Annotated in this window: 26 protein-coding genes; 19 read left to right on the top strand and 7 right to left on the bottom strand. The window is 68.8% G+C overall.

Annotated features, from left to right (window positions below; translation table 11 throughout):
• Positions 1-15 precede the first annotated feature (15 nt).
• From ACFOM8_RS04450 to rsmA, 3 genes are read left to right on the top strand one after another with little or no spacing between them, the layout of a single operon-like run.
• Complete coding sequence (locus ACFOM8_RS04450; RefSeq protein WP_377759676.1) at positions 16-1281, top strand: peptidylprolyl isomerase; 1266 nt, start codon at positions 16-18, stop codon at positions 1279-1281.
• Complete coding sequence (pdxA, locus tag ACFOM8_RS04455) at positions 1278-2249, top strand: 4-hydroxythreonine-4-phosphate dehydrogenase PdxA (RefSeq protein ID WP_377759677.1); 972 nt, start codon at positions 1278-1280, stop codon at positions 2247-2249. The genes ACFOM8_RS04450 and pdxA overlap by 4 nt, the downstream gene beginning before the upstream one ends.
• Before the next feature lie 40 nt (positions 2250-2289).
• Entirely contained in the window at positions 2290-3144 is an 855-nt protein-coding gene (rsmA, locus tag ACFOM8_RS04460) for a 16S rRNA (adenine(1518)-N(6)/adenine(1519)-N(6))-dimethyltransferase RsmA (protein WP_377759679.1), read from the top strand.
• A 66-nt stretch (positions 3145-3210) separates the two neighbouring features.
• On the opposite strand, the gene ACFOM8_RS04465 is transcribed toward rsmA, so the two are convergent.
• From ACFOM8_RS04465 to speB, 4 genes are all read right to left on the bottom strand, one after another.
• On the bottom strand, positions 3211-4056 hold the full coding sequence (locus ACFOM8_RS04465; protein WP_377759681.1) for a DUF4167 domain-containing protein: 846 nt from the start codon (positions 4054-4056) through the stop codon (positions 3211-3213).
• Between the two features lie 266 nt (positions 4057-4322).
• Positions 4323-5147 (bottom strand): peptide chain release factor N(5)-glutamine methyltransferase, encoded by an 825-nt coding sequence (gene prmC, locus ACFOM8_RS04470; protein ID WP_377759683.1) that lies wholly within the window; start codon positions 5145-5147, stop codon positions 4323-4325.
• Entirely contained in the window at positions 5144-6196 is a 1053-nt protein-coding gene (gene prfA / locus ACFOM8_RS04475) for a peptide chain release factor 1 (RefSeq protein WP_377759684.1), read from the bottom strand. The genes prmC and prfA overlap by 4 nt, the downstream gene beginning before the upstream one ends.
• Before the next feature lie 106 nt (positions 6197-6302).
• Positions 6303-7262 carry an agmatinase gene (gene speB / locus ACFOM8_RS04480; protein ID WP_377760071.1) on the bottom strand — a complete coding sequence of 320 codons (960 nt, stop codon included), beginning with the start codon at positions 7260-7262 and terminating at the stop codon, positions 6303-6305.
• Between the two features lie 150 nt (positions 7263-7412).
• Between speB and ACFOM8_RS04485 the strand changes: the two genes are divergently transcribed.
• From ACFOM8_RS04485 to ACFOM8_RS04510, 6 genes are all read left to right on the top strand, one after another.
• Entirely contained in the window at positions 7413-8474 is a 1062-nt protein-coding gene (locus ACFOM8_RS04485) for a cytochrome-c peroxidase (RefSeq protein ID WP_377759686.1), read from the top strand.
• A 180-nt stretch (positions 8475-8654) separates the two neighbouring features.
• A complete protein-coding gene (gene rpsF, locus ACFOM8_RS04490) occupies positions 8655-9110 on the top strand; it encodes a 30S ribosomal protein S6 (protein WP_377759688.1) in 456 nt (151 codons plus the stop codon).
• Positions 9111-9112: 2 nt separating this feature from the next.
• Positions 9113-9340 (top strand): 30S ribosomal protein S18, encoded by a 228-nt coding sequence (gene rpsR, locus ACFOM8_RS04495; RefSeq protein ID WP_103173059.1) that lies wholly within the window; start codon positions 9113-9115, stop codon positions 9338-9340.
• Between the two features lie 12 nt (positions 9341-9352).
• Positions 9353-9934, top strand: coding sequence for a 50S ribosomal protein L9 (rplI, locus tag ACFOM8_RS04500; protein WP_377759690.1), 582 nt, complete (start codon positions 9353-9355; stop codon positions 9932-9934).
• Between the two features lie 164 nt (positions 9935-10098).
• The gene (bmt, locus tag ACFOM8_RS04505; protein ID WP_377759691.1) at positions 10099-11085 is read left to right on the top strand and encodes a betaine--homocysteine S-methyltransferase; all 987 of its coding nucleotides are present in this window, start codon (positions 10099-10101) and stop codon (positions 11083-11085) included.
• Between the two features lie 68 nt (positions 11086-11153).
• The gene (locus tag ACFOM8_RS04510; protein ID WP_377759693.1) at positions 11154-11519 is read left to right on the top strand and encodes a DUF983 domain-containing protein; all 366 of its coding nucleotides are present in this window, start codon (positions 11154-11156) and stop codon (positions 11517-11519) included.
• Here ACFOM8_RS04510 and ACFOM8_RS04515 read toward each other — a convergent pair.
• The gene (locus ACFOM8_RS04515; protein ID WP_377759695.1) at positions 11516-12595 is read right to left on the bottom strand and encodes a PA0069 family radical SAM protein; all 1080 of its coding nucleotides are present in this window, start codon (positions 12593-12595) and stop codon (positions 11516-11518) included. The genes ACFOM8_RS04510 and ACFOM8_RS04515 overlap by 4 nt on opposite strands.
• A gap of 104 nt (positions 12596-12699) precedes the next feature.
• On the opposite strand from ACFOM8_RS04515, the gene yghU reads away from it, so the two are divergent.
• Positions 12700-13566, top strand: a complete 867-nt coding sequence (gene yghU / locus ACFOM8_RS04520; RefSeq protein WP_377759697.1) for a glutathione-dependent disulfide-bond oxidoreductase — start codon at positions 12700-12702, stop codon at positions 13564-13566.
• Between the two features lie 125 nt (positions 13567-13691).
• Here yghU and ilvC read toward each other — a convergent pair whose 3' ends face one another.
• A complete protein-coding gene (gene ilvC, locus ACFOM8_RS04525) occupies positions 13692-14714 on the bottom strand; it encodes a ketol-acid reductoisomerase (protein ID WP_377759699.1) in 1023 nt (340 codons plus the stop codon).
• A 129-nt stretch (positions 14715-14843) separates the two neighbouring features.
• Here ilvC and ACFOM8_RS04530 point away from each other — a divergent pair, with 129 nt between their 5' ends.
• The 9 genes from ACFOM8_RS04530 (at position 14844) to ACFOM8_RS04570 (ending at position 21929) form a co-directional block, all read left to right on the top strand.
• The gene (locus tag ACFOM8_RS04530; RefSeq protein ID WP_377759701.1) at positions 14844-15299 is read left to right on the top strand and encodes an Lrp/AsnC family transcriptional regulator; all 456 of its coding nucleotides are present in this window, start codon (positions 14844-14846) and stop codon (positions 15297-15299) included.
• Entirely contained in the window at positions 15296-15769 is a 474-nt protein-coding gene (locus tag ACFOM8_RS04535; RefSeq protein WP_377759703.1) for an Lrp/AsnC family transcriptional regulator, read from the top strand. The genes ACFOM8_RS04530 and ACFOM8_RS04535 overlap by 4 nt, the downstream gene beginning before the upstream one ends.
• Positions 15770-15819: 50 nt before the next feature.
• On the top strand, positions 15820-16296 hold the full coding sequence (locus ACFOM8_RS04540; protein ID WP_377759705.1) for a DUF305 domain-containing protein: 477 nt from the start codon (positions 15820-15822) through the stop codon (positions 16294-16296).
• 47 nt (positions 16297-16343) lie between these two features.
• Positions 16344-17585, top strand: a complete 1242-nt coding sequence (locus ACFOM8_RS04545; RefSeq protein ID WP_377759706.1) for a glutathionylspermidine synthase family protein — start codon at positions 16344-16346, stop codon at positions 17583-17585.
• The gene (locus ACFOM8_RS04550; protein WP_377759708.1) at positions 17582-18157 is read left to right on the top strand and encodes a DUF1190 domain-containing protein; all 576 of its coding nucleotides are present in this window, start codon (positions 17582-17584) and stop codon (positions 18155-18157) included. Before ACFOM8_RS04545 ends, ACFOM8_RS04550 begins: the two co-directional genes overlap by 4 nt.
• Positions 18158-18231: 74 nt before the next feature.
• Positions 18232-19137 (top strand): glycine betaine ABC transporter substrate-binding protein OsmF, encoded by a 906-nt coding sequence (gene osmF / locus ACFOM8_RS04555; protein WP_377759710.1) that lies wholly within the window; start codon positions 18232-18234, stop codon positions 19135-19137.
• A 4-nt stretch (positions 19138-19141) separates the two neighbouring features.
• Entirely contained in the window at positions 19142-20281 is a 1140-nt protein-coding gene (locus ACFOM8_RS04560) for an ABC transporter permease (protein ID WP_377759712.1), read from the top strand.
• Positions 20278-21198 (top strand): ABC transporter ATP-binding protein, encoded by a 921-nt coding sequence (locus ACFOM8_RS04565; protein ID WP_377759714.1) that lies wholly within the window; start codon positions 20278-20280, stop codon positions 21196-21198. The genes ACFOM8_RS04560 and ACFOM8_RS04565 overlap by 4 nt, the downstream gene beginning before the upstream one ends.
• On the top strand, positions 21195-21929 hold the full coding sequence (locus ACFOM8_RS04570; RefSeq protein ID WP_377759715.1) for an ABC transporter permease: 735 nt from the start codon (positions 21195-21197) through the stop codon (positions 21927-21929). The genes ACFOM8_RS04565 and ACFOM8_RS04570 overlap by 4 nt, the downstream gene beginning before the upstream one ends.
• Positions 21930-22145: 216 nt before the next feature.
• Here the strand turns inward: ACFOM8_RS04570 and ACFOM8_RS04575 are convergent, their stop codons facing one another.
• Complete coding sequence (locus tag ACFOM8_RS04575; protein ID WP_377759717.1) at positions 22146-24533, bottom strand: glycogen/starch/alpha-glucan phosphorylase; 2388 nt, start codon at positions 24531-24533, stop codon at positions 22146-22148.
• Between the last annotated feature and the right edge of the window lie 97 nt (positions 24534-24630).

Raw genomic sequence — 24630 nt, forward strand, 5'->3', positions numbered from 1 at the left:
ACGAAGGGGCAGCAGATGCGGCATTTCCTTTCCGGCCTCGCCTTGGCGGCGACCCTGGCGGCAGGGCCAGCGCCGATCCTGGCGCAGAACCTGTTCGAGCCGGTGATCTACATCAACAATGCCGCCATCACCCGCTACGAGGTCCAGCAGCGCCAGGCGTTCATGCGGATTCTCGGCGCCCCCGGCACCACGGAAGCCGAAGCGCAGGACGCCCTGATCGACGACCGCCTGCGCAGCTTCGCAGCCCGCCAGCTGGGCATCGCGCCGACCGAGGAAGGCCTGCAGAACGGGCTGGAGGAATTCGCGGGCCGCGCGGGCCTGTCGGCGGCGGAATTCACCGCCGCCCTTGAGAACGCCGGCGTGGAACCCCAGGCCTATCGCGATTTCGTCAGCGCGGGCCTTGTCTGGCGGTCCGTCATCCGCGAACGCGTGGTCCCCCGGATCGAGGTTTCGGACGCCGAGGTGGACCAGGAACTGCGCCGCGCCGTCGAAACGCCGATCGTTTCCCGGGTGCTGATTTCCGAACTGATCATTCCCGCCCCGCCGGGCCAGGAACAGCAGGCGCTGGACCTGGGCCGCCAGATCGCCGGGGCCGATCTGTCGTCCGACGAATTCGAGGCCGCGGCCCGCCGGTATTCCGCCGCCGAATCGGCCGGCTCCGGCGGGCGGCTGGCCTGGGTGGACATCGACAACCTGCCCCCGGCCTTGCGCCAGGTCATCGGCGGGTTGCAGCCCGGCCAGACCACGCAGCCCCTGACCGTCGAGGGCGCGGTTGTGCTGTTCCACCTCCGCGACAGCCAGGGCACCCTGCGCCCCGGCGCAACCGAGCAGGTGATCGACTATGCGACCCTGCGCCTTGCGTCCGCGGCCGAGGCCGCGGCGCTGGCCGCGCGGACGCGCGGCTGCGACGACCTTTACGTCCAGGCCGGACAGGCGGCCCCGCAGGTGCAGCGCCAGACCGTGCCCCAAGGCGCCATCCCGGCGCTGATCGCCACGCGGCTGGCGACGATGGACGCGGACGAGGCGGGCGTGGTCGATTACGGCAACGGCGCGGATCTGGTGATGCTCTGTTCGCGCCAGCCCGCCCTGGTGGCCGGCATCGCGGATGACGTGGCCACCACCGCCCTGCCCCCCGACGGGGTCGAGGCCGCGGTGCCCGACACCGACGCCCTGCCCACGCGCGAAGCCGTCCGCGACGAGATCTTCAACCGCAAGGCCAATGCCGCGGCCGAAGCCTATCTGGCCGAACTGCGCGCCGACGCCGTCATCCGCCGCCCGTGACCGTTCGCCGCATCATCCTGACCTGTGGCGAGCCTGCGGGCGTCGGCCCGGAACTGGCTCCGCAGGCGTTGGCCTCGGGCGTCGATTTCGCCTGGATGGGCGACCCGCGCCACCTGCCCGCGGGCACGGCCTTCACCGAAATCGCCGCGCCCGGCGACCCGGTGCCTGCGGGCCGTCTGCCCGTCCTGCGCCACGACTTCGCCGCCCCCGCGGTGCCGGGCCGCCCCGACCCCGCGAACGCGGCGGGCGTGATCGGCGCGATCGCCCGCGCGGTGGATCTGGTCATGCGCCGACAGGCGGCGGCCGTCTGCACCCTGCCGATCAGCAAGCAGGCGCTGAAGGAAGGCGCGGGCTTCGCCTTTCCGGGCCATACCGAATACCTCGCCCATCTGGCGGGGGACGTGCCGGTCGTGATGATGCTGGCCTCGACCACGGTGACGCCGCCCTGCCGCGTGGTGCCCGCGACGATCCACATCCCGTTGCAGGACGTGCCCGCCGCCCTGACCGATGCCGTTCTGGAACAGGCGATCCGCATCACCCATGCCGCGCTGATCCGCGACTTCGGCATTCCCGCGCCCCGCATCGCGGTCGCGGGCCTCAACCCCCACGCGGGCGAGGGCGGCGCCATGGGCCGCCAGGAAACCGGCTGGATGGCCCCCCTGTTGGGCCGCCTGCGGGCCGAGGGCCTGGACCTGACCGGCCCCCTGCCCGCCGACACGATGTTCCACGCCCCCGCCCGCGCGCGGTATGACGCGGCGGTCTGCGCTTATCACGACCAGGCGCTGATCCCGATCAAGACGCTGGATTTCGAGGGCGGCGTGAACGTCACCCTTGGCCTGCCCTTTATCCGCACCTCGCCCGACCACGGCACGGCCTTCGACATCGCGGGCAGGGGGCTTGCCAGCCCCGCCTCGACCGTCGCCGCCCTGCGCATGGCCCGCGACATGGCGGCGGCGCGCGGCGCTTGATGCTTCTTCTTTGTCCAAATACCCATCCGAACGCGCCACGATGAGCACCATCGACGACCTGCCCCCCCTGCGAGAGGTGATCGCCCGCCACGAGCTGCGGGCGAAGAAGCAGCTGGGCCAGAACTTCCTGCTGGACCTGAACCTGACCGCCAAGATCGCGCGCCAGGCGGGCGACATGAGCCGATGCGACGTGCTGGAGATCGGCCCCGGTCCCGGCGGCCTGACGCGCGGTCTTTTGGCCGAAGGGGCGCGCCATGTCCTTGCCATCGAAAAGGACGCCCGCGCCCTGCCCGCCTTGCAGGAGATCGCCGACCGCTATCCGGACCGCCTGACGGTGATCCACGGCGACGCGCTGGAGATCGACCCCCTGGCGCACCTGACCCCGCCGATCCGCGTGGCGGCCAACCTGCCCTACAACGTCGGCACCGAATTGCTGATCCGCTGGCTGACGCCGCCCGACTGGCCGCCCTTCTGGCAGTCGCTGACCCTGATGTTCCAGAAAGAGGTCGCCGAGCGGATCGTCGCCGCGCCCGGCTCCAAGGCCTACGGGCGCCTGGCGCTGCTGGCCCAATGGCGGGCGGATGCGCGCATCGTCATGACCCTGCCGCCCGAGGCTTTCGTGCCCGCGCCCAAGGTCCATTCCGCGGTGGTCCACCTGACCGCCCTGCCCGCACCCCGCTTTCCCGCCGACCCTGCCGTCCTGTCGCAGGTCACGGCGGCGGCCTTCAACCAGCGGCGCAAGATGCTGCGCGCGTCCTTGCGGGGGCTGCATCCGCGAATCGAGACCCTGCTGGAACAGGCCGGGATTCCGCCCACAGCCCGCGCCGAGGAGATCGGCCTTGAACGCTTCTGCGCGCTGGCCCGCGCGCTGGACGCCGCGCGCCGGGGACACTGAAGCCAGAACAAGTGAAGCCACGGCCACTGAAAAGGGCCGCCGGCTGAACGCCGCGGCCCTTTTCCCTTATTCCTCGCTGGCAGCGGGCGTTTCCTCGGCCTCCGCCTTCGCACCCCCCTCGGGGGACTTGCGTCGGGTCCGGGGCGCGCGCGGCGGACTGGGCTTTTCGCTCCGCTCGCTCCGGGGCGCGCGCGGCGCGCGGCTGCGGGCAGGCTTGGCCGAGGCTTCGGGCGTCTCGACGGGACCGGCCGCCTCGTCCTCGGAGGTGGTCACGGCGTCCGGCAGACCCTCGGGCTGAACCTCGACACCTGGTTCCGGCTGGGGCGAGGGCTGCTCGTCCTCGCGGCGCTCGACCGGCGCCGGTTCCGGGCGCGGCTGTTCGCGGCTGCCCTGTTCGCGGGTGGCCTGATCGCGATGCTGATCGCGCGGACCGTTGTCGCGATAACCGTTCTCGCGCGGACCATGGTCACGGGCACCATGGTCACGGGCGCCATTCTCGCGGTTCCCATTTTCGCGGGAACCGTTGTCGCGGCGGTTGTCGTCGCGCCCATGGGGTTCGCGCGCCGCCCCGTCGCGCTGCTGCTGGCCGTTGCCGCCGTTCGGCTGGCTTTCTCGGCCCTCGTCGCCGTCCTGGCGGTTCTGGTGGAACTGCTGGCGTTCGGCCATCTCGCGCTGCGCCTCGCCCAGCATGCGGGTGTAGTGCTCGGCGTGTTGCAGAAAGGCCTGTTCGGCCACGCGGTCGCCCGACAGCTGCGCGTCACGCGCCAGCGTCAGGTATTTGTCGATGATCTGCTGGGGCGTCCCGCGCACCTTGCCCTCGGGGCCCGAGCTGTCGAAGACGCGGTTGACGATGTTGCCCAGCGTGCGCTGGCGGTTCGACTTGTTGCGCGAGCGGGATTTCGATGATCTCATCAGTTTTGTCTGTTTGTGTTCCAGTTGATCCGGCTTTCCAGGGATCTGGACGGCTTCGCGGGCGGCGGCAGCGGTTCAAGGGGCTCGCCCTGCCGTTCAGCCCGCGCCTTGCACCCGAACGAACGCAGAGCGGCGTTCATCACGGAATCGGCTTTTTCCAGGCTGACCCGTGCCTGGGCATCGCTGCCCCCTGCACAAGGGCGAATAAACACGCCCCGTCCCCCCTGACAAGCGAAATCGTGACGAAAACCCGCGATTCCCGGCTTTCAGGCGGAAAAGCGTGCCAGGACGACACGATCCCGGCCATCCAGGTCGACGATCACGCGCGCCTCCGCCCCAGCAGCCGCCAGGATCGCGCAGACCGCCTCGCCCTGGGTCGGCCCGATCTCGACCAGCACATGCCCGCCCGGGGCCAGATGGTCCCGCGCCCCCGCCGCGATGGCGCGATAGGCGGTCAGCCCGTCGTCCCCGTCGGTCAGCGCGCCGCGCGGTTCCCAGTCCCGCACGTCGGGGGAAAGGCCCGCCATTTCCGAAAGCGCGATGTAAGGCGGATTCGAGACGATCAGGTCAAAGCGGCCCGCGATCCCGTGGTACCAGTCGGCCGGAACGAAATCCGCCGTCACGCCGATCATCTGGGCATTGCCCCGCGCCACATCAAGGGCCGCGCCCGAGATGTCGGTGCCAAGCCCCCTCGCCCCCGGCCGCGCCGCCAGAAGCGAGACAAGGATCGCCCCGCTTCCCGTTCCCAAGTCCAGCACGCTGGCCCAAGGCAGATCCAGCGCCGCCCGGACCAGCACCTCGGTTTCCGGGCGGGGGTCCAGCGTGTCGCGCGTGACCCGGAACCGGTGGGCATAGAAGTCGCGAAAGCCCACGATCTGCGCGACCGGCTGGCGGGCGGCGCGGGCGGCAAGGCCGCTCTCCAGCCGGGCCAGCTCCTCGCCCGTCAGGCCGCGGTCATCCATGACCCGCAACCGCCCCGGCTCGATCCCCAGAACGGCCGCCAGGATCCGGTCGGCGTCGCGCGCCGCACCCGCGATGCCGGCGGCGGCCAGCCGCCGGGCGGCGTCCCGGCGGGCTTGGGACAGCCTCATCCCTCTGCGGCCAGGCGGGCGGCCTGGTCATGGGCGGTCAGGGCGTCGATGATCTCGCCCAGATCGCCCGCCATGATCCGGTCCAGCGCGTAAAGCGTCAGGTTGATGCGGTGGTCGGTCATCCGCCCCTGCGGAAAGTTGTAGGTGCGGATCCGCTCGCTGCGATCGCCCGACCCGACCTGCGACTTGCGGTCGGCGGCCCGTTCGGCGTCGGCGCGGCTGCGCTCCATGTCGTAAAGCCGCGCGCGCAGCACGGCCATGGCGTTGGCGCGGTTCTGGTGCTGCGACTTCTCGCTGCTGGTGACCACGATGCCGGTCGGCAGATGGGTGATGCGCACCGCCGAATCGGTGGTGTTCACATGCTGCCCGCCCGCGCCGCTGGCCCGCATGGTGTCGATGCGGATGTCGCCCGCAGGAATGTCGATGTCGACCTCGGCGGCCTCGGGCAGAACGGCCACGGTGGCGGCGCTGGTGTGGATGCGCCCGCCCGATTCGGTTTCGGGCACCCGCTGGACGCGGTGAACGCCGGATTCGTACTTCAGCCGGGCAAAGACCCCTTCGCCCTCGACCCGCGCGACGGCCTCCTTGACGCCCCCCAGTTCGGTTTCCGTCAGATCCAGCATCTGAAAGGTCCAGCCCTGCTGTTCGGCATGGCGGCGGTACATGGACAAAAGATCGCCCGCGAACAGCGCGGCCTCGTCCCCCCCGGTGCCGGGGCGGATCTCGATAATGGCGGGGCGGGCGTCCGCCGCGTCCTTGGGCAGCAGGGCAATGCGCAGCGCCTGTTCCAGCGCGGGCATCTCGCTGCGCAGCCGGGCCAGCTCGTCTTCGGCCAGTTCGCGCATCTCGGGGTCCGCCAGCATCGCCTCGGCCTCGGCCAGCCCGTCCCGGGCCGCGCGCCAGCGGCCGATCTGTTCGACCACGGGCTTCAGTTCGGCATATTCCCGGCTGACCCGGGCGATCTGGTCGGGCGCCGCGCCGGCATTCAGCTGCGCTTCGAGAAATTCGAACCGCTGGACGATCTGGGACAGGCGATCTTCGGGCAACATGGCGGGGGATTACCCGGGCGCCACGAAACCGGCAAGCCTGCTTTGGACGACAAATATCCTCGGGGGGTCCGGGGGGCGAAGCGCCCCCGGCCGCCGCGGGACGCGATCAGCGCCGCCTCCAGCCGTAAAGCGCGATCAGTTCCGCCGCCACATGCGCCCCCGCGATGGCGGTGGCCCCCGTCGCGTCGTAAGGGGGCGAAACCTCGACCACGTCGCCGCCGATCAGATCCGCCCCCGCCAGCCCGCGCAGCAGCGCCGCCGCCTGCCAGGATGCCAGCCCGCCCCAGACCGGCGTGCCCGTGCCGGGCGCAAAGGCCGGATCCAGGGCGTCGATGTCGAAGGTGACATACACAGGCCGGTCGCCCACCGCGGCGCGGACCCTTGCCAGCGTGGCCTCCACGCCGTCCCGATGCACGCCCGCCGCGTCCAGGATGGTCACGCCCAGGGTGTCGGGGTTCTCGGTGCGGATGCCGATGCTGACGCTGGCCGCCGGATCCACCGCCCCCTCGCGGATGGCCTTGTAAAGAAACGTCCCGTGGTCGATCCGGTCGGGATCGTCGTCCGCCCAGGTGTCGGAATGGGCGTCGAACTGGATCAGCGCCACCGGCCCGCGACGGGCGGCCACCGCGCGCAGGATCGGCAGGGTGATGGAATGATCGCCCCCCAGCGTCACGGGTGCGGCGCCCGCGTCCAGGATGGCGCCCAGATGCGCCTCGATCCGGGCGGGCACCTCGCGCACGTTGGCATAATCGAAGGCCATGTCGCCGTAGTCGATCACCGTCAGCGCCGACAGCGGGTCGTAGCCCCAGCCATAGGGCGGATCGTAGGGCTGCAAGGCGGACGCCTCGCGGATGGCGCGGGGGCCGAAGCGGGCGCCGGGGCGATGCGTCACCGCCTGGTCGAAGGGAATCCCCGTCACCGCCACGTCCACCCCGGCCAGATCCTTGCTGTAGCGCCGCCGCAGAAAGCTGGTGGCGCCGCCAAAGGCGTTCTCGAAGGACGGCCCGCGCGGGTCTTTCCGCGTAAAGGCCTGATCCACCTGATGCTTGGCATCCTCCAGCGCCATCTCCGCCCCTCGCTCGCCGCCGCCCCGAGGCATCGTGACGCAGCCGCCGCCGCGCCGCAAGCGCCGCGTCTTGATCTGCATCATGGCGCAGCCGCGCCCATTCGCTAGGCCGGGAACCGGGCGCGCGAGTTCCGCAATCGAGAGACATCCATGAAGACCTTCCTTCTTGCCATCGCCGCGCTTGGCGCGCTGCCCCTGCCGGCCCTTGCCCAGACCGGGCTTCCGCCGGATGCCGAACTGCGCGCCGCCGCGCTGGAATGGTTCGAGCCGATCCCCGACGCCCCCCAGGCACCTCCGGGCAACGTGCTGGCGCCCGAGCGGGTCGCGCTTGGCGCGATGCTGTTCTTCGATCCGCGCATGTCGCGCTCGGGCGTGTTCTCGTGCCAGTCCTGCCACAACGTGGGGCTTGGCGGGGTGGACGGGCTGACCACCTCGATCGGGCATGGCTGGCAGCAGGGGCCGCGCAACGCGCCGACCATGCTGAACGCGATCTTCAACGTCGCGCAGTTCTGGGACGGTCGCGCGCCCGACTTGGCCGCCCAGGCCAAGGGTCCGGTCCAGGCCGGGGTCGAGATGAACAACACCCCCGAAAACCTTCTGGGCACGCTGAAGTCGATGCCGGGCTATGTCGAGGCCTTCGAGGCCGCCTTTCCCGACGAGGCGGCCCCCGTCAGCTTCGACAACTTCGCCCGCGCCATTGAAGCCTTCGAGGCGACCCTGATCACCCCCGACAGCGCCTTCGACCGGTACCTCAAGGGCGACGATGCCGCCATGTCCGATCAGCAAAAGCGCGGGCTGGCGGCCTTCATGGATACCGGCTGCACGGCCTGCCACGCGGGCCGCAACGTCGGCGGGCAGGATTACCATCCCTTCGGCGTGGCCGAACGGCCCGGCGGATCGGTCCTGCCCGAAAGCGACCGGGGCCGCTTCGCCGTGACGCAGACGGCGGACGACGACTATGTCTTCCGCGCCGCGCCCCTGCGCAACGTGGCCCTGACCGCGCCTTATTTCCATTCCGGCGCCGTCTGGGATCTGCGCGAGGCGGTCAGCATCATGTCCTCGTCCCAGCTGGGCACGGAACTGGCCGAACCGCAGATCGACGAGATCGTGGCCTTTCTGGGCACGCTGACCGGCCGGCAGCCCCGGATCGTCCACCCGATCCTGCCGGTGCGCGACGCGGCGACCCCGCAGCCCCAGCCGATGGCGCGGTGACGCCCGGCCCGGTCCGGCGCGCCCGGGCCGGGCCTTCCCCGAATCACCTTGCATCCCCGGCATTCGCCGCTATAAAGCCGCATCCTTCCGCCGAGATCTTGCCACCGGCGCAGCCTCTCGTGACGGGTGCGGAAGGGCTGGCCCGTCGATGAAATGCGCCCGACAATCGAAAGGGATGCCATGCCTCTGTACGAGCATGTGCTGATCGCCCGCCAGGACCTGTCGAACACGCAGGCCGAAGGGCTGATCGAACATTTCGGGACCGTGCTGGCCGACAACGGCGGCCGGGTCGTCGAAAACGAATACTGGGGCGTTCGCACCCTGGCCTACAAGATCAACAAGAACCGCAAGGGCCATTACGCCTTTCTGCGTTCGGACGCGCCCTCGGCCGCCGTGCAGGAGATGGAACGCCTGGCCCGGCTGCACGACGACGTGATGCGCGTCATGACCGTGCGCGTGGACAAGCACGAGGAAGGCCCCTCGGTCCAGATGCAGAAGCGCGACGACCGCGACCGGGGCGAGCGTGGGGACCGCGGCGACCGTGGCGACCGCCCGCGCGGCGACCGCGACCGGGGCGACCGCGCCGACCGCGGCGGCGACCGCGGCGAGCGCCGCGAGCGGACTGAAAGGATCTGACCATGGCCAACAAACCGTTCTTCCGCCGCCGCAAGGTTTGCCCCTTCTCGGGCGAAAACGCGCCTGCCATCGACTACAAGGACACGCGCCTGCTCCAGCGGTACATTTCCGAACGCGGCAAGATCGTGCCCTCGCGCATCACCGCCGTTTCGGCCAAGAAGCAGCGCGAGCTGGCCCGCGCCATCAAGCGCGCCCGCTTCCTGGCCCTGCTGCCCTATGTCGTGAAGTAAGGAGACGGGGACATGCAAGTCATCCTGCTGGAACGCGTGGCCAAGCTTGGCCAGATGGGCGAAGTCGTCCGCGTCAAAGAAGGCTATGCCCGCAACTTCCTGCTGCCGCAGGGCAAGGCGCTGCGCGCATCCGAGGCCAACATCAAGTCCTTCGAGAACCGCAAGGTCCAACTGGAGGCCCAGAACGCCGAATCCAAGGCCGAAGCGCAGAAGATCGCCGACAAGCTGAACGGCCAGACCTTTGTGATCATCCGGTCCGCATCGGATGCCGGCGCCCTGTATGGTTCCGTGACCACCCGCGACGCGGCCGAGGCCGCGACCGAGGCCGGCTTCACGCTTGACCGCAAGCAGGTCGTGCTGAACCAGCCGATCAAGGAACTGGGCCTGCACGAGGTCAGCGTCGTGCTGCACCCCGAGGTGGACGCGACCATCGTCCTGAACGTCGCCCGTTCCGTCGAAGAGGCCGAACTGCAAGCGCAGGGCAAGTCGATCCAGGATCTGGCCGCCGAGGCCGATGCCGCCGCCGAATTCGAGATCGCCGAGCTGTTCGACGACATCGGCGGCGCGTCCGGGGACGAAGGCGACGACCGCTAAGGCGGCTCTTCGCACACGCAAAGTTCAAGGCCGCGGCGGGAAACCGGTGCGGCCTTTTTTCGTTCCGGTCCAAATTGTTTCCTGCCGGAACCAGACGTATCATGGACTTGATGATTGGTAGCCGTCCCTGGACGGACATTTCGCATTATGCTGAAGGACAGCCGATGCCCGACCCTCTCAGCCAGCTTCTTGCCAGCCGCGGCTGGCTCATGGCGGACGGGGCGACGGGAACCAACCTGTTCAACATGGGCCTGGCGTCGAACGTCGCGCCCGAGCTGTGGAACATCGACCAGCCCGAAAAGGTGCGCCGCCTGTACCGCGATTCGGTGGAAGCCGGGGCCGACCTGTTCCTGACAAACACCTTTGGCGGCAATGCCAGCCGCCTGCGGCTGCAAGGCGCGGCCCATCGCGTGCGCGAGCTGAACCGGACGGGCGCCGCCATGGCGCGCGACATCGCCGACGCCGCGGGGCGCACGGTCGTTGTGGCCGGCAACATCGGCCCCACGGGCGAGATCATGGCCCCCATCGGCACCCTGTCCCATGCCCGCGCGGTCGAGATGTTCCACGAACAGGCCGAGGCGCTGAAGGAAGGCGGCGCCGACGTGCTGTGGGTGGAAACCATCAGCTCGGCCGAGGAATTCCGCGCCGCGGCCGAGGCCGCCCATCTGGCCGACATGCCCTGGTGCGGCATGATGAGCTTCGACACCGCGGGCCGCACGATCATGGGCGTGACCTCGGCCCAGTTGTCGGCGCTGGTGGAACGGCTGCCGAACCCGCCCTTGGCCTATGGCGCCAATTGCGGCGTGGGCGCGGCGGATCTGCTGCGCACGGTGCGCGATTTCGTGGCCTCGGGCAACGAACGGCCGATCATCGCCAAGGGCAACGCGGGCATCCCACATCTGGAGGACGGGCACCTGCATTACGACGGCACGCCCGCCGTCATGGCCGATTACGCCTGCCTGGCCCGCGACCTGGGGGTGCGGATCATCGGCGGCTGCTGCGGAACCACGCCCGCCCATCTGCGCGCCATGCGCGAGGCGCTGGAAACGCGCCCCGCCGGCCCACGCCCCTCGCTGGAGGAAATCGCGGCGCGGCTTGGCGGGTTCAGCTCGGTCGGCAACGGTTCCCGGGAATCGCCTTTGGCGCGGTGATTGGACGCATCCCAACGGGGTTCCGCCCGGTTTAGGGCCGAAGGAAACCAGCAAAGGCGGACAGGACCATGACCGAGGAACGCGACAGCAGGACAGCCATCACCCGGGGCTTGCTGAACCAGTGCCCGAACTGCGGCAAGGGGAAACTGCTGCACGGATACCTGGGCGTTCCCTCGGAATGCGCGGTCTGCCATGCCCCCTTGGGCCGCTATCCCGCCGCCGACGGGCCTGCCTTCTTCACCATGACGATCATGCTGCTTTTGCTGATCCCGCTGATCGGCTTCACCTGGGTGCTGTTCCGCCCGTCGCCCGTGATGCTGCTGGCGATCACGGGGGCCATCACCACGCTTGTGACGCTGATCCTGCTGCGCTTCGTCAAGGGCGCCTTTATCGGCTATCTCTGGGCCAAGAACGAGCAGGATCGGGGCGCCTAGAACAGCGCCAGCTGCTCGCCCGCCTTGGGCGGCGGGCCGAAGCGGCTGCAATCGAGCGGCGCGCCGTTCCCTTGATAGCCCAGCCGCCTGCGCGCCAGACGGAAGCGTTGAAGCGCCAGGTCCGCCTCGGCCCCCTGCCCGCGAAAGCGGTGGCCGAAGCGCGGGTCGTTGTCGCGTCCGCCCCGCATGGCCCGGATGCGGTTCATCACATGCGCGGCCATGCCGGGCCGGTGGCGGTCCAGCCAGTCGCGGAACAGGGGCGCCACCTCCAGCGGCAGGCGCAGGGGGATCATGCTGGCGGTGGTGGCGCCTGCCTCGCGCGCCGCGGTCAGGATCGACTCGATCTCGGGTTCGGTCAGCACGGGGATGACGGGGGCGACCATCACCCGCACCGGCACCCCGGCGGCGGACAGTTCGCGGATCATCCGCAGGCGCGTGGCGGGCGTGGGCGCGCGCGGCTCCATCGCGCGGGCAAGGCCCGTGTCCAGCGTGGTGATGCTGACGCCCACGGCCGCCATCCGCTTGGCGGCCAGTTCCGCCCACAGGTGGAGGTCGCGCAGAACGGCCTGCCCGCGCGTGACCAGCGTCGCCGGATGGTTCCAGTCCGACAGGACCCGCAGGATCCCCGGCATGATCGCCAGTTTCGATTCGACGGGCTGGTAGGGATCGGTGTTGGTGCCAAGCGCGACCGGCGCGGGCCGATAGGACGGCCGCGCCAGCTCGCGCGCCAGCAGCAGCGCCGCGTCGGGCTTGGCGGTGATCTTTGTTTCGAAGTCCAGGCCCGGCGACAGCCCGAGATAGGCGTGGGTCGGGCGGGCATAGCAATAGATGCAGCCATGCTCGCACCCGCGATAGGGATTGATCGAGCGGTCAAAGGAAACGTCGGGCGAGGTGTTGCGCGTGATGATGCTGCGCGGACGTTCCGTCACGACCTGGGTCCGCAGCAGGTGTTCGTCCTCGGGCATGTCCCAGCCATCGGCTTCGCGGGTCCGCCGATGCGGCTCGAACCGTCCGTCGGGGCGGGTGTCCGCGCCTCGGGCTTTCAGGCGTTCGTCGGGATCGCGGGGCGGCAACATGGCGCCAGACTAGAACATATCAGGAACATACGCCAGCGTTTTGATGGGTTGATGTTCGCACGGCCTGCCCGCATCCTGCGCCCGAACCAGCGTCAGGAGGCGTCATGACCGACGATTACACCCCGCCCAAGGTCTGGACCCAGAAGGGCGAAAACGGCGGCCAGTTCGCCAGCATCAACCGGCCCGTGGCAGGCCCGACCCATGACAAGGATCTGCCGGTGGGCAAGCACCCCTTGCAGCTGTATTCGCTGGCCACCCCCAACGGGCAGAAGGTCACGATCCTGCTCGAGGAATTGCTGGAAGCGGGCCATGACGCCGAATACGACGCCTGGCTGATCCGCATCGGCGAAGGCGACCAGTTCGGCAGCGGCTTCGTGGCGGTGAACCCCAATTCCAAGATACCCGCGCTGATGGACCATGGGGTGACGCCGCCGCGCCGGGTCTTCGAGTCGGGATCCATCCTGTTCTATCTGGCCGAGAAGTTCGGCGCCTTTCTGCCCGCCGATCCCGCCGCCCGGACCGAGGCGATGAACTGGCTGTTCTGGCAGATGGGCTCTGCGCCCTTTCTGGGCGGCGGCTTCGGCCATTTCTATGCCTATGCGCCGGTCAAGATCGAATACGCCATCGACCGCTATACCATGGAGGTCAAGCGCCAGCTGGACGTGCTGAACCGGCATCTGGCCCGCAACCGCTTCATGGCGGGCGAGGAATACTCGATCGCCGACATGGCGATCTGGCCCTGGTACGGGCAGGTCGTGGCGGGCAAGCTTTACGGCGACGCGGCGACCTTCCTGGACGCGGGCATTTACGACAACGTGCGCCGCTGGCGTGACCAGATCGCCGCCCGTCCCGCCGTTCAGCGCGGGATCATGGTCAACAACACCTCGGGCGATCCGTCGCGGCAGTTGTGGGAACGCCACGACGCCGGCGATTTCCAGACCCGGACGCAGGACAAGATCGGAACGGAATGAAGAAGAAGGGGGGCGTTGCCCCCCGTCCTTCGGACTCCCCCCAGGATATTTTCGGTCCGTCGCAGGCCTGCTTTGGACGTCAAATATCCCACGGGGGTCCGGGGGTATGAAACCCCCGGAACGGATCAGTTCCGCGCGCGATCGACCATCTTGCCCTTGGAAATCCAGGGCATCATCTCGCGCAGCTTCGCGCCGACCTTCTCGATCTGGTGTTCGTCGTTGGCGCGGCGCGATGCCTTCAGCGTCGGCTGGCCTACGGCGTTCTCCATCATGAAGTCGCGCACGAACTTGCCCTGCTGGATGTCGGCCAGAACCGCCTTCATGCGGGCCTTGGTTTCCTCGTAGGGCAGGATGCGCGGGCCGGTGACATACTGGCCGTATTCCGCCGTGTTCGAGATCGAGTAGTCCATGTTGGCGATGCCGCCTTCATAGATCAGGTCCACGATCAGCTTCACCTCGTGCAGGCATTCGAAATAGGCCATCTCGGGTTCGTAGCCCGCCTCGACCAGCGTTTCGAAGCCCAGGCGGATCAGTTCGACCAGACCGCCGCACAGCACCGCCTGTTCGCCGAACAGATCGGTTTCGCATTCCTCGCGGAAGTTCGTCTCGATGATGCCCGAGCGTCCGCCGCCGATGGCCGAGCAATAGGACAGGCCCAGATCCATGGCCTTGCCGGTCGCGTCCTGGTGGACCGCCACCAGGCAGGGCACGCCGCCGCCCTTGGTGTATTCGCCGCGCACGGTGTGGCCGGGACCCTTGGGGGCCATCATGATGACATCGACGCCGGGCTTCGGCTCGATCAGGCCGAAATGCACGTTCAGGCCGTGGGCAAAGGCGATCGCCGCGCCTTCGCGCAGGTTGTCGTGAACGTATTTCTTGTAGGTTTCGGCCTGCAACTCGTCCGGCATGGTGAACATGATCAGGTCGGCCCAGGCGGCGGCCTCGGCGATGCCCATCACCTTCAGGCCCTCGCCTTCTGCCTTCTTGGCCGAGGGGCTGCCCTCGCGCAGGGCGACAACGACGTTCTTTGCGCCCGAATCGCGCAGGTTCAGCGCATGGGCATGGCCTTGCGACCCATAGCCCAGGATCGCGACCTTTTTGTCCTTGATCAGGTTCACGTCGCAATCGCGGTCATAGTAAACGCGCATGGAATGGTCCTTTCCTCTCCGATGCGGGCTTTCTAAGCGGCAAAAGAGCTGAACCGGCATCTATTTCTATCACGGCAGCCGCATTTTCCGCGATGGACATGCCGCCGTTTCACCTTTAATGAAAAGTTCATGCCCGACGCAGCCGATCTCCGCATTCTTCGCCACCTGCTGGCCGACCCCGAGGCGCCGAACGCGGTCCTTGCCGAACGCGCGGGCCTGGCCCCGGCCAGCCTGTGGCGCCGCCTTGAAAAGCTGCGCGAAACCGGCGTGATCGCCGCCGTTCAGGGACGCATCGACTGGCGCGCGCTTGGATACGAGGTGCAGGTCAGCCTGCGCTTCACGCTGGACAAGACCGATCCTCGCGCCTTTGACGGATTCATCGCCGCCGCCCGCCAGGTGCCCGAGGTGACCGAGATCCAGACCTTTCTGGGCAGCGTCGATCTGCGCCTGTCGGTGATCGCGCGCGACATGGCCCATTGGCAGCAGATCTATCGCGACCGCATCCTGACCCTGCCGCATGTGTCCGACAGCGACGCGCTGATGCTGGTCAGCACCATAAAGGACAGCGGGGAGCTGCCGTTGTGAGCGGGCTGGACGCGACCGATCTGGCAATCCTGCGCATCCTGGCGGGCGATGCCACCAGAAGCGCGGCCGAGGTGGGCCGCGCCGTCGGCATCGGCCAGCCCGCCGCCTGGCGCCGCATCAAGCGGCTGACGGACGGCGGGATCCTCGCCGGGCGGCGCGTGATCGTGGACAATGCCGCGCTTGGCTTCGGGGTGACGGTTTTCCTGGGCATCCGCCTGGCCGCCAAGGGCCGCACCAGCCTGGAGGATTTCGAACGCGCCGTGACCGCCATCCCCGAGGTGCAGACCGTCCAGCACGTGCTGGGCCAGTTCGACTATCGCCTGCGCATCACCGCCCGCGACATCAGCGATTTCGAACGCATCCTGCGCCGCCGGATCATGACCCTGCCGGGCGTGGGGCAGGTCGAAGCCAACGTCATGCTGTCCGAGGAACGGCGGCCCGGACCGCTCGGCGCGCCGGACGGCAAGTGAAACCTTTCGACGGCTCGCCTGTTGGGCCACAGTCCACAAGAGGTCGCACCATGAGCTATCTGCGCTTTTTCGGCACCATTGCCGTTTCAACCGTCGTGATGTTCGCGATGATGTATCTCAACACCTATGCGCTGGATCATGTCTGGTTCAGCCAGACCCGCGCCTGGATGGCTCTTTACATGGGCGGCGGCATGGCAGTGGTGATGCTGGCCGCGATGTGGTCGATGTTTCCAAGCGCGGGCAAGTCCGTCGCGGCGCTTGCGGTCGCGGTTCTGGTTTTCGCACTGGGGCTGTTCATGGTGCGCAGCCAGGCCACCGTGGACCAGATCTCGTGGATGAAGGCGATGATCCCGCATCATTCGATCGCCATCCTGACCAGCACGCGCGCCGACATCAGCGATCTCCGCGTCCGCGCCTTGGCCGACCAGATCATCGAGACGCAGCGGCGCGAGATCGCCGAAATGGAGGCGCTGATCGCCGACCTGGAGGGCGGCTCCGCGGCGGCGCCGGACGCGGACGGGGGATGACAAGGATTTGGCTGGTCCGGCCTGACGCCGCAAGATAAGGATGGACCATGCAAAGGATCACGCTTTCCGAACGGCCCTACTGGCGCGAGACCGCGAAAGAGGTGGGCTTCACCTTCGCCGACATGCATGGCGAGCCTTATTGGGACGAGACCTCGGCCTATCGGTTCACGCTGCGCCAGATCGAGACCGACATCGAGGATCCCTCGACCGACCTTCATGCCATGTGCCGCGATGCCGTGGCCGAGATCGTGGCCAGCCAGGACATGATGGACCGGCTGGGCATCCCGGCGCAGCACCGCGACCTGATCGCCGACAGCTGGCGGCGCAACGAGCCCGAGATTTATGGCCGCCTGGACCTGGCCTATGACGGCAAGGGTCCGGCAAAGCTGCTGGAATACAACGCGGACACGCCGACATCGCTTTACGAAAGCGCGGCCTTTCAGTGGCAATGGCTTGAGGATCAGCTTGCGGCGGGCGTGCTGCCGCGCGGGGCCGACCAGTTCAACGGCATCCACGAGGCCCTGGTCGAACGTTTCCGCGCGCTGTTCGACCGCGACACCGACATCCATTTCACCGCCGTGGCGAACAACCCCGAGGATTACGCCACCGTCGAGGCCATGGCCTGGGCCGCGCGAGAGGCGGGGATGGGCGCGCATTACTGCGATCTGGACAAGCTGGGCGTGACCAAAAAGGGCCAGTTCGTCGATGCCGAGGACCGGGTGATCGGCACGCTGTTCAAGCTTTATCCCTGGGAGGATCTGCTGCGCGACGATTACGCGCGCCACATCGGGGGGTCGGGCTGCCTGTTTCTTGAACCGGCCTGGAAGGCGCTGGTGTCGAACAAGGGCATCCTGGCAGTGCTGTGGCAGATGTTTCCGGGCCATCCGAACCTGCTGCCCGCCTTTTTCGCCGACGACGTGGCCGATGCGCTGGTGGCGGGGGGCCGTCCGGCGCCTGCCGTGGCCGCGGCCTTCGACAAGGTGGCCGACCAGTTCAAGCGCGGCCATGTGGTCAAGCCGATCTTTTCGCGCGAAGGCGCGGGCGTCAGCATCGTCGAAAACGGCGATGTGACCGAAGCCTCGGCCAATACCGATTACAATGACCATCCGCGCATCGTTCAGGCCTATGCGCCCTTGCCCGACTTCGACGGCTTCCGGCCCGTTGTCGGCGCCTGGATCGTCGGCGATGCCTGCGTCGGCATGGGCCTGCGCGAGGACCGGTCCCGCATCACGCAGGACTTGTCGCGCTTCAAGCCGCATTTCATTGCGGACCAAGAGGGAATGCCATGAGGAAACGTTCCAGAACCGTCGCGCTGACCATCCTGGGCGCCGCCAGCTTCGCCATCGCCGGCTGCCGCGAGGAACAGGTGGACGCCCAAGCCTTTCCCGACCTGAACGCCTGCCTGGCTGCGGCCGATGAAAACGCGCTGTTCACCGCCGACGAATGCCGCCAGTCTTTTGCCGAGGCCGAACAGCTTCATGTCGAATCCGCCCCCCGATACGACAGCCTGCAAGTCTGCGAGGAACAGCACGGCGTCGGCAATTGCGGATCCGAGGCAAGCCAGACCAATGGCGGATCGGGCGGCATCTTCATGCCGCTGCTGGCGGGATACCTGATCGGGTCGATGCTGGGCGGGGGCGGGCTGTCGCGGTCCCAGCCGATGTACCGCACGCCCCAGGGCGGCTATACCAATGCGGCGCGGACCAGCACGTTTTCCAGCAACACCGGCCGCGCGGCGCTGAACAGCAGCCAGTTCGCCCGTCCCGCCGCAACCGTCGGGCAGCCGCCGATGTCGCGCGCCACCGCCGCCTCTCGCGGCGGGTTCGGAACGACCGGGGGCGGCCGGTCCTTTGGCGGTTGACCGTTTGCGGATTTAAGGGAACCCTGACCGGGCCGGCGCGTCTTGCCCATGCGCCCTTGTCAGGAGTTCTGCCCATGTCCCGTTTCGCCCCGCTGGTTGCCACCCTGCTGATGGCGGCGACGCCGCTTGCCGCGCAGGACATCGTTGTGTCGTCCAAGATCGACACCGAAGGCGGCCTTCTGGGCAACATGATCCTTTTGGCGCTGCGCGACGCGGGGCTGCCGGTGCAGGACCGCCTGCAACTGGGCGGCACGCCGATCATGCGCGACGCGATCACCGCGGGCCAGATCGACATCTATCCCGAATACACCGCCAACGGCGCCTTCTTCTTCAACGAGGCCGACAGCCCGGTCTGGAAGGACGCCGCCCAGGGCTATGCCCGGGTGGCCGAACTGGACAAGCAGCAGAACGACATCGTGTGGCTGACGCCCGCGCCCGCCAACAACACCTGGGCCATCGCCCTGCGCCAGGACGTGGCCGAGCCGAACGGGCTGACCACCATGACCCAGATGGGCGAATGGATCGCAGGCGGGGGCGAGGTGAAGCTTGCCGCCTCGACCGAATTCGTGACCTCGCCCGCCGCCCTTCCCGCGTTCCAGGAAACCTATGGCTTCGCGCTGACGCCCGATCAGCTGGTTCAGCTTGCGGGCGGCGACACGGCGGCGACCATCGCGGCGGCGGCGCAGGGAACCTCGGGCGTGAACGCGGCGATGGTCTATGGCACCGACGGTGCGATCGCCGAGGCGGGCCTGCTGGTGATGGAGGATGACAAGGGCGTCCAGCCCGTCTATCAGCCCGCCCCCATCGTCCGCGCATCCGTGCTGGAGGCCCATCCCGGCATCGCCGAGGTTCTGGAGCCGATCTTCGCCTCGCTGACCTTGCAGACGCTGCAAACGCTGAACGGCCGCATCCAGGTCGGCGGAGAGCCCGCCGCGGCGGTCGCCCGGGATTACCTGACGCAGGCGGGATTCCTGGACTGATCCGGTGGCGCGGCTGTCGCCTCCGGCCCTTCTGTTCGCCGTGATCGGGCTGGCCGGGCTGGCCCTGCCCTTGGCGCAATTCAAGCCGAACCGGATCGTGCCGGGCGACGGCGTCGGGCTTGCCGCCTTGCCGGGAGGCATCGGGGCCATGCTGGCCCTTGGCGCCGTTCTGGCCGCCGCCTGCTGGTCCGGCTGGCCCGCCGCGCTGCGGCTGGCGGCGGCGGTCGGGGGATTGGTCGCGGCCACGCTGTCGCTTGGCGCGGCGGCGGCGCATCTTGTGCCCCAGGGCAACATGCTGGCCCGCGTCTCGCCCTCTGGGGGGTTCTGGCTGCTGCTGCTGGCTTTCGGGCTGATGGGGGCCGATGGGGTGAACCGGCTGCGCCCCGGGCTGGCGGGGCGTTGGCTGATGCTGGCGGGCGCGGTGGCGCTCGCGGCGGCGATCCTGGCTTCGGGCGCGCTGGACGGGGTTTCGGTGATGCGTGAATACGCCACCCGGCGCGACCTGTTCGAACGCGAGGCGCAGGCCCATCTGGCGCTGGCCTTCGGATCGCTGGGGCTGGCGCTGCTGGTCGGGATTCCGGCGGGGATCGCGATCTTTCAGGCGCCGCGCCTGCGCGGGCCGGTGCTGGGAGTGCTGAACATCCTGCAAACCATCCCCTCGCTGGCGCTGTTCGGGATCATGATCCCGATCTTTGGCTGGATCGCCGCGACCCTGCCGGGCGCGGCGCAGATGGGCGTGTCGGGCATCGGCGTCTTTCCGGCCCTGGTGGCGCTGTTTCTGTATTCCCTGCTGCCGGTCGTGTCGAACACGCTGGCGGGGCTGTCGGGCGTGCCCGCCGCCACGCGCGACGCGGCCCTCGGCCTCGGCATGACCCGCGCGCAGCTTCTGGTCCAGGTGCTGATCCCGCTGGCGCTGCCGGTGCTGCTGGCGGCCGTGCGGATCGTGCTGGTCCAGAACATCGGGCTTGCCGTGATCGCGGGGCTGATCGGCGGCGGCGGCTTCGGCACCTTCGTCTTTCAGGGGCTGAACCAGACGGCCATGGACCTGGTGCTGCTGGGCGCGCTGCCCACCATCGCGCTGGCCCTGGTCGCGGGCATCGCGCTGGACCTGCTGGTTCAGGGGGCGCGCAGGGGCGCCGCATGATCAGCATCCAGAACCTGACCCGCCTTTACGGGCCCACGGCCGTGGTGGACGATGTCAGCCTGACTGTGGACAAGGGCCAGCTTCTGGTTCTGGTCGGCACCTCGGGGTCGGGCAAGACCACGCTGCTGCGGATGATCAACCGCCTGGTCGAGCCTTCGGCGGGCCGCGTTCTGATCGAGGGCGTGGACACCGCCACCCTGCCCGCGCATCTGCTGCGCCGCCGGATCGGCTATGCCATCCAGGGCCATGGGCTGTTCCCGCACCGCACGGTGGCGCAGAACATCGCCACCGTGCCGCGCCTGCTGGGCTGGCCCCGCGCGCAGATCGACGCCCGCGTGGACGAGCTGCTGGACCTGTTCCAGCTGGACCCGGCGGCCTTCCGCGACCGGATGCCCCACCAGTTGTCGGGGGGCCAGGCGCAGCGCGTGGGGGTGGCGCGGGCGCTTGCCGCAAGGCCCGACCTTCTGCTGATGGACGAACCCTTCGGCGCGCTGGACCCGCTGATCCGGGCCAAGGCGCAGGCCGACCTGAAGACCATCCAGCGCCGGCTTGGCACCACGCTGATCCTGGTCACGCACGACATGGCCGAGGCCGTGGCCCTGGGCGACCGGATCGCCGTGATGGAGGGCGGCAAGCTGTTGCAGGACGAAAGGCCCGCCCGCATCCTGACCGACCCGGCGACGCCCTTTGTGGCCGAACTGATCGGCACCGCCGACCGGGCGCTGCGGCTGCTGTCGCTGATCCCGGTCGGCGATGTCGCGGTTCCGGGCGATGCCGAGGGCGCCCCCATTCCCCCCGACGCCAGCCTGCGCGACGCCCTGGCCGAATGCCTGTGGAGCGGCCGGGCCGCCCTGCCCGTCGAAGGCGGCGGCATGGTCACGCTCGAGGCCCTGCGCGCGCAGGCGCGGCGCCCATGACCGGCCGCATCCTGCTGGCCGGGGCGGCTGCGTTCCTGCTGGCCTTTCTGATCGCGCCCGCCAGCTTTGCCCCGCTGTTCCAGCCCTTCACCCGCAACGGCGCCCCGGCGATCTACGCGCAGACCAGCCTTCTGTCGCTGACCCTGTCGCACCTGGCCATCGTGGCCGCGGCGGTGGCGGGTTCGACCGTTGTCGGGCTGGTGCTGGCGGTGCTGGTGACGCGGCGCGCGGGGCGCGAGTTCCTGCCCCTGGCCCGCACCGTCACGGCCATAGGGCAGACCTTTCCGCCGGTCGCGGTGCTGGCGCTGGCCGTGCCGCTGATGGGCTTCGGGACCGGACCGACGCTGGTGGCGCTGTTCCTGTACGGGTTGCTGCCGGTGTTCGAGAACGCGATGGCCGGGCTGACCGGCCAGCCGCCGCACGTGACCGAGGCCGCGCGCGGCATGGGCCTGACCCCGGGCCAGCGGCTGCGGCAGATCGACCTGCCGCTGGCCCTGCCCCTGCTGCTGGCGGGGATGCGGCTGACGGCGGTGATCTCGCTGGGAACCGCGACCATCGGCTCGACCGTGGCGGCCCGCACCCTGGGCGAGGTGATCATCGCCGGGCTGCTGTCGTCCAACACCGCCTTTGTGCTGCAAGGCGGGCTGGTCGTGGGCATTCTGGCGGTGCTGATCCACCACGGTTTCCAGGGATTGGAGAACCGCGTGCGGCGGCGGATGGGGGTGGACTAGGGCCCGGCTGACCGGCGCGGGCCGCCGCCTTCGCCCGCCGCCGCCCGCACCGGGCGGGGCCTCGGGGGCCGGACCGGCGCCCGCCTTCCGGGGCGCTTCGCCCGTTCGCCGCCGAAAAAGCGTCCGCCGGACCTTTTTTCCCGGCGCCCCTCGCCCCCTCCTCCGGCGGCGGGGGAAGCCCGCGCGTTTCCTGGTCCCGTCCGTGCCTGGACGCCCCTAGATCGCCACCGGCCGCACGTTCCAGATGTCGGTCATGTATCCCCGGATCGTCCGGTCCGACGAAAAGAAGCCCGCCCGCGCGATGTTGAGCGCCGCCATCCGGTCCCAGGACGCGCTGTCGCGATAAGCGGCGTCCACCCGCCGCTGCGTGGCGAAATAGTCGTCGAAATCGCTGGCGACCAGAAAGGGATCGTCGTTCCAGGTTCGGTCCAGCAGCGTGTAATAGCTGTCGGCCCGGCCGAAGCGCCCTTCGGCGATCAGGTGCAGCGCCGCCCGCAGATCCCCGCTTTTCTCGATGGCCGCGCGGGCATGGCCGGGGGTGGCTGCCTCGCGGGCGGCTTCCTCGGCCGTCAGGCCGAACAGGAAGAAGTTCTCGGACCCCACCAGTTCGCGGATTTCCACGTTGGCGCCGTCCAGGGTGCCGACCGTCAGCGCGCCGTTCAGGGTGAATTTCATGTTGCCGGTGCCGGACGCCTCTTTTCCGGCGGTGCTGATCTGCTCGGAAAGATCCGCGGCGGGAATCAGATCCTCGGCCATCGAGACGTTGTAGTTCGGCGGATAGGCGATTTGCAGAAAGCGCGACGTGACCGGATCGTTGTTGATCGTCGCGGCCACGTCGTTGATCAGGTGGATCACCGATTTCGCGAGCCAATAGGCGGGCGCGGCCTTGCCGCCGAAGATCTTGACGCGCGGCGTCCAGTCGCCGTTGGGATCGTCGTGGATCCGCTTCCACAGGGCGATGGCTTCCAGGATGTTCAGAAGCTGGCGCTTGTATTCGTGGATGCGCTTGACCTGGATGTCGAAGATCGCGTCCGGGTCGGCCTTGATGCCCAGGTTCGCCAAGACGCCGTTCGACAGCCAGACCTTGTTGGCGCGCTTGACCTGGCCAAGCGCCTCGCGGAAGCCCGCGTCCCCGGCATGGGGCTCAAGGGCGCGCAGCTGGTCCAGGTCGGCGGTCCAGCCTTCGCCGATGGTGTCGTCCAGAAGCTGGGCCAGGCCCGGATTGGCCATGCGCAGCCAGCGGCGCGGAGTGACGCCGTTGGTCTGGTTCACGATCCGGCCGGGATGCAGCCTGTGCAGGTCGGCGAAAACCGTGTCCTTGACCAGTTCGGTATGCAGCGCCGAGACGCCGTTCACCTTGCCCGCCATGATAAAGGCCAGATCGCCCATCCGCACCTGATCCTGCTGCAAGATGCCCACATGGGAAGGCCGGTTGGTGGTCGCGCGGTGGTGGTCGTCGATCATCTGGATGATCTGCATGTGGCGCGGCAGCACGCCGCCCATCAGCCAGGTGGACCACCGCTCCAGCGCCTCGGGCATCAGGGTGTGGTTGGTATAGTTCAGCGTGCGCTGCGCCAGCTCGTGCGCCTGCTCGAAGGGCAGGCCGTGGTCGTCCGTCAGCAGGCGGATCAGCTCCGGCCCGGCGATCGCGGGATGGGTGTCGTTCAGCTGCATCGCCACCTTGTCGGGCAGCAGCCGGAGATCGCCATGTTCCTGAAGGAAGCGCCGCAGGATGTCCTGCAAGGATGCCGAGGTCAGGAAGTATTCCTGCTTCAGCCGCAGCTCCTTGCCCGCATCCGTCGTGTCGTCGGGGTAAAGCACGCGCGAAAGCGTCCGCGCCAGGGCCTCGGGTTCCGCGGCCGCCGTGTGATCGCCCGCGTTGAAGCGGTGCAGATCCAGAAGCGTCGTCGGATGCGCCCCCCACAGGCGCAGGGTGTTGGCCCAGCCGCCGCCCCAGCCGATCACCGGCGTGTCATAGGCGCGCGCGATCACGCTTTCGCCGGGATGCCAGACGGCCCGGCCATCGACCTTCTCGACATGCCCCTTGAAGCCCACCGTGTAGCTGTAGTCGAGCTTCACGAACTCCCAGGGATGGGGCTGGTTCAGCCAGTCCTCGGGCGTCTCGACCTGCTGGCCGCCCTCGAACCGCTGGCGGAACAGCCCGTGTTCGTAGCGGATGCCATAGCCGAAGGCGGGGCATTGCAGCGACGACAGCGATTCCATGAAGCAGGCCGCCAGCCGCCCCAAACCGCCATTGCCAAGCGCGGCGTCGGGTTCGTTGTCCAGGATTTCCTGCCGGTCGAGGCCCAGCATCCGCAGCGCCTCGTCCATGGGCTTTTCCAGCCGCAGGTTGATGATCGCGTCGTCCAGGATGCGCCCGATCAGGAATTCCATCGACAGATAGCAGACCCGCTTGGCCCCCTGGTCGCGGGCGGCGCGAAAGGCATTGACCCAGGTTCCCGCGATCAGGTCGCGCACGGTGTAGCTGACGGCAAGCCGCCAGTCGAAGGTGGTGGCGAATTCGGCCCCGCGCCCCTGGCTGTGGGTCAGGTGGTGGAGGATCTGGTCGCGCAAGGCCAATGCCGTCGGAGGAGTTTTCAACATCAAGCCTCGCAAGGGGCGGGAAACGGGGACGTTCTGACGATGGCGCCCGGGCGTTTTCCACCGCCGGGCTAACTTTTGTTGCCAGCTTTCGGTGCGG

The sequence above is a fragment of the Paracoccus angustae genome, from assembly GCF_042648745.1.
Classification (GTDB): domain Bacteria; phylum Pseudomonadota; class Alphaproteobacteria; order Rhodobacterales; family Rhodobacteraceae; genus Paracoccus; species Paracoccus angustae.

What these genes read in the sequence shown, in the direction of transcription:
- ACFOM8_RS04450 (WP_377759676.1), top strand. Translation starts at nt 16, where the DNA reads ATGCGGCATTTCCTTTCCGGCCTCGCCTTGGCGGCGACCCTGGCGGCA.
- rsmA (WP_377759679.1), top strand. Translation starts at nt 2,290, where the DNA reads ATGAGCACCATCGACGACCTGCCCCCCCTGCGAGAGGTGATCGCCCGC.
- ACFOM8_RS04465 (WP_377759681.1), bottom strand. Translation starts at nt 4,056, where the DNA reads ATGAGATCATCGAAATCCCGCTCGCGCAACAAGTCGAACCGCCAGCGC.
- prmC (WP_377759683.1), bottom strand. Translation starts at nt 5,147, where the DNA reads ATGAGGCTGTCCCAAGCCCGCCGGGACGCCGCCCGGCGGCTGGCCGCC.
- prfA (WP_377759684.1), bottom strand. Translation starts at nt 6,196, where the DNA reads ATGTTGCCCGAAGATCGCCTGTCCCAGATCGTCCAGCGGTTCGAATTT.
- speB (WP_377760071.1), bottom strand. Translation starts at nt 7,262, where the DNA reads ATGGCGCTGGAGGATGCCAAGCATCAGGTGGATCAGGCCTTTACGCGG.
- ACFOM8_RS04485 (WP_377759686.1), top strand. Translation starts at nt 7,413, where the DNA reads ATGAAGACCTTCCTTCTTGCCATCGCCGCGCTTGGCGCGCTGCCCCTG.
- rpsF (WP_377759688.1), top strand. Translation starts at nt 8,655, where the DNA reads ATGCCTCTGTACGAGCATGTGCTGATCGCCCGCCAGGACCTGTCGAAC.
- rpsR (WP_103173059.1), top strand. Translation starts at nt 9,113, where the DNA reads ATGGCCAACAAACCGTTCTTCCGCCGCCGCAAGGTTTGCCCCTTCTCG.
- rplI (WP_377759690.1), top strand. Translation starts at nt 9,353, where the DNA reads ATGCAAGTCATCCTGCTGGAACGCGTGGCCAAGCTTGGCCAGATGGGC.
- bmt (WP_377759691.1), top strand. Translation starts at nt 10,099, where the DNA reads ATGCCCGACCCTCTCAGCCAGCTTCTTGCCAGCCGCGGCTGGCTCATG.
- ACFOM8_RS04510 (WP_377759693.1), top strand. Translation starts at nt 11,154, where the DNA reads ATGACCGAGGAACGCGACAGCAGGACAGCCATCACCCGGGGCTTGCTG.
- ACFOM8_RS04515 (WP_377759695.1), bottom strand. Translation starts at nt 12,595, where the DNA reads ATGTTGCCGCCCCGCGATCCCGACGAACGCCTGAAAGCCCGAGGCGCG.
- yghU (WP_377759697.1), top strand. Translation starts at nt 12,700, where the DNA reads ATGACCGACGATTACACCCCGCCCAAGGTCTGGACCCAGAAGGGCGAA.
- ilvC (WP_377759699.1), bottom strand. Translation starts at nt 14,714, where the DNA reads ATGCGCGTTTACTATGACCGCGATTGCGACGTGAACCTGATCAAGGAC.
- ACFOM8_RS04530 (WP_377759701.1), top strand. Translation starts at nt 14,844, where the DNA reads ATGCCCGACGCAGCCGATCTCCGCATTCTTCGCCACCTGCTGGCCGAC.
- ACFOM8_RS04540 (WP_377759705.1), top strand. Translation starts at nt 15,820, where the DNA reads ATGAGCTATCTGCGCTTTTTCGGCACCATTGCCGTTTCAACCGTCGTG.
- ACFOM8_RS04545 (WP_377759706.1), top strand. Translation starts at nt 16,344, where the DNA reads ATGCAAAGGATCACGCTTTCCGAACGGCCCTACTGGCGCGAGACCGCG.
- ACFOM8_RS04550 (WP_377759708.1), top strand. Translation starts at nt 17,582, where the DNA reads ATGAGGAAACGTTCCAGAACCGTCGCGCTGACCATCCTGGGCGCCGCC.
- osmF (WP_377759710.1), top strand. Translation starts at nt 18,232, where the DNA reads ATGTCCCGTTTCGCCCCGCTGGTTGCCACCCTGCTGATGGCGGCGACG.
- ACFOM8_RS04565 (WP_377759714.1), top strand. Translation starts at nt 20,278, where the DNA reads ATGATCAGCATCCAGAACCTGACCCGCCTTTACGGGCCCACGGCCGTG.
- ACFOM8_RS04570 (WP_377759715.1), top strand. Translation starts at nt 21,195, where the DNA reads ATGACCGGCCGCATCCTGCTGGCCGGGGCGGCTGCGTTCCTGCTGGCC.
- ACFOM8_RS04575 (WP_377759717.1), bottom strand. Translation starts at nt 24,533, where the DNA reads ATGTTGAAAACTCCTCCGACGGCATTGGCCTTGCGCGACCAGATCCTC.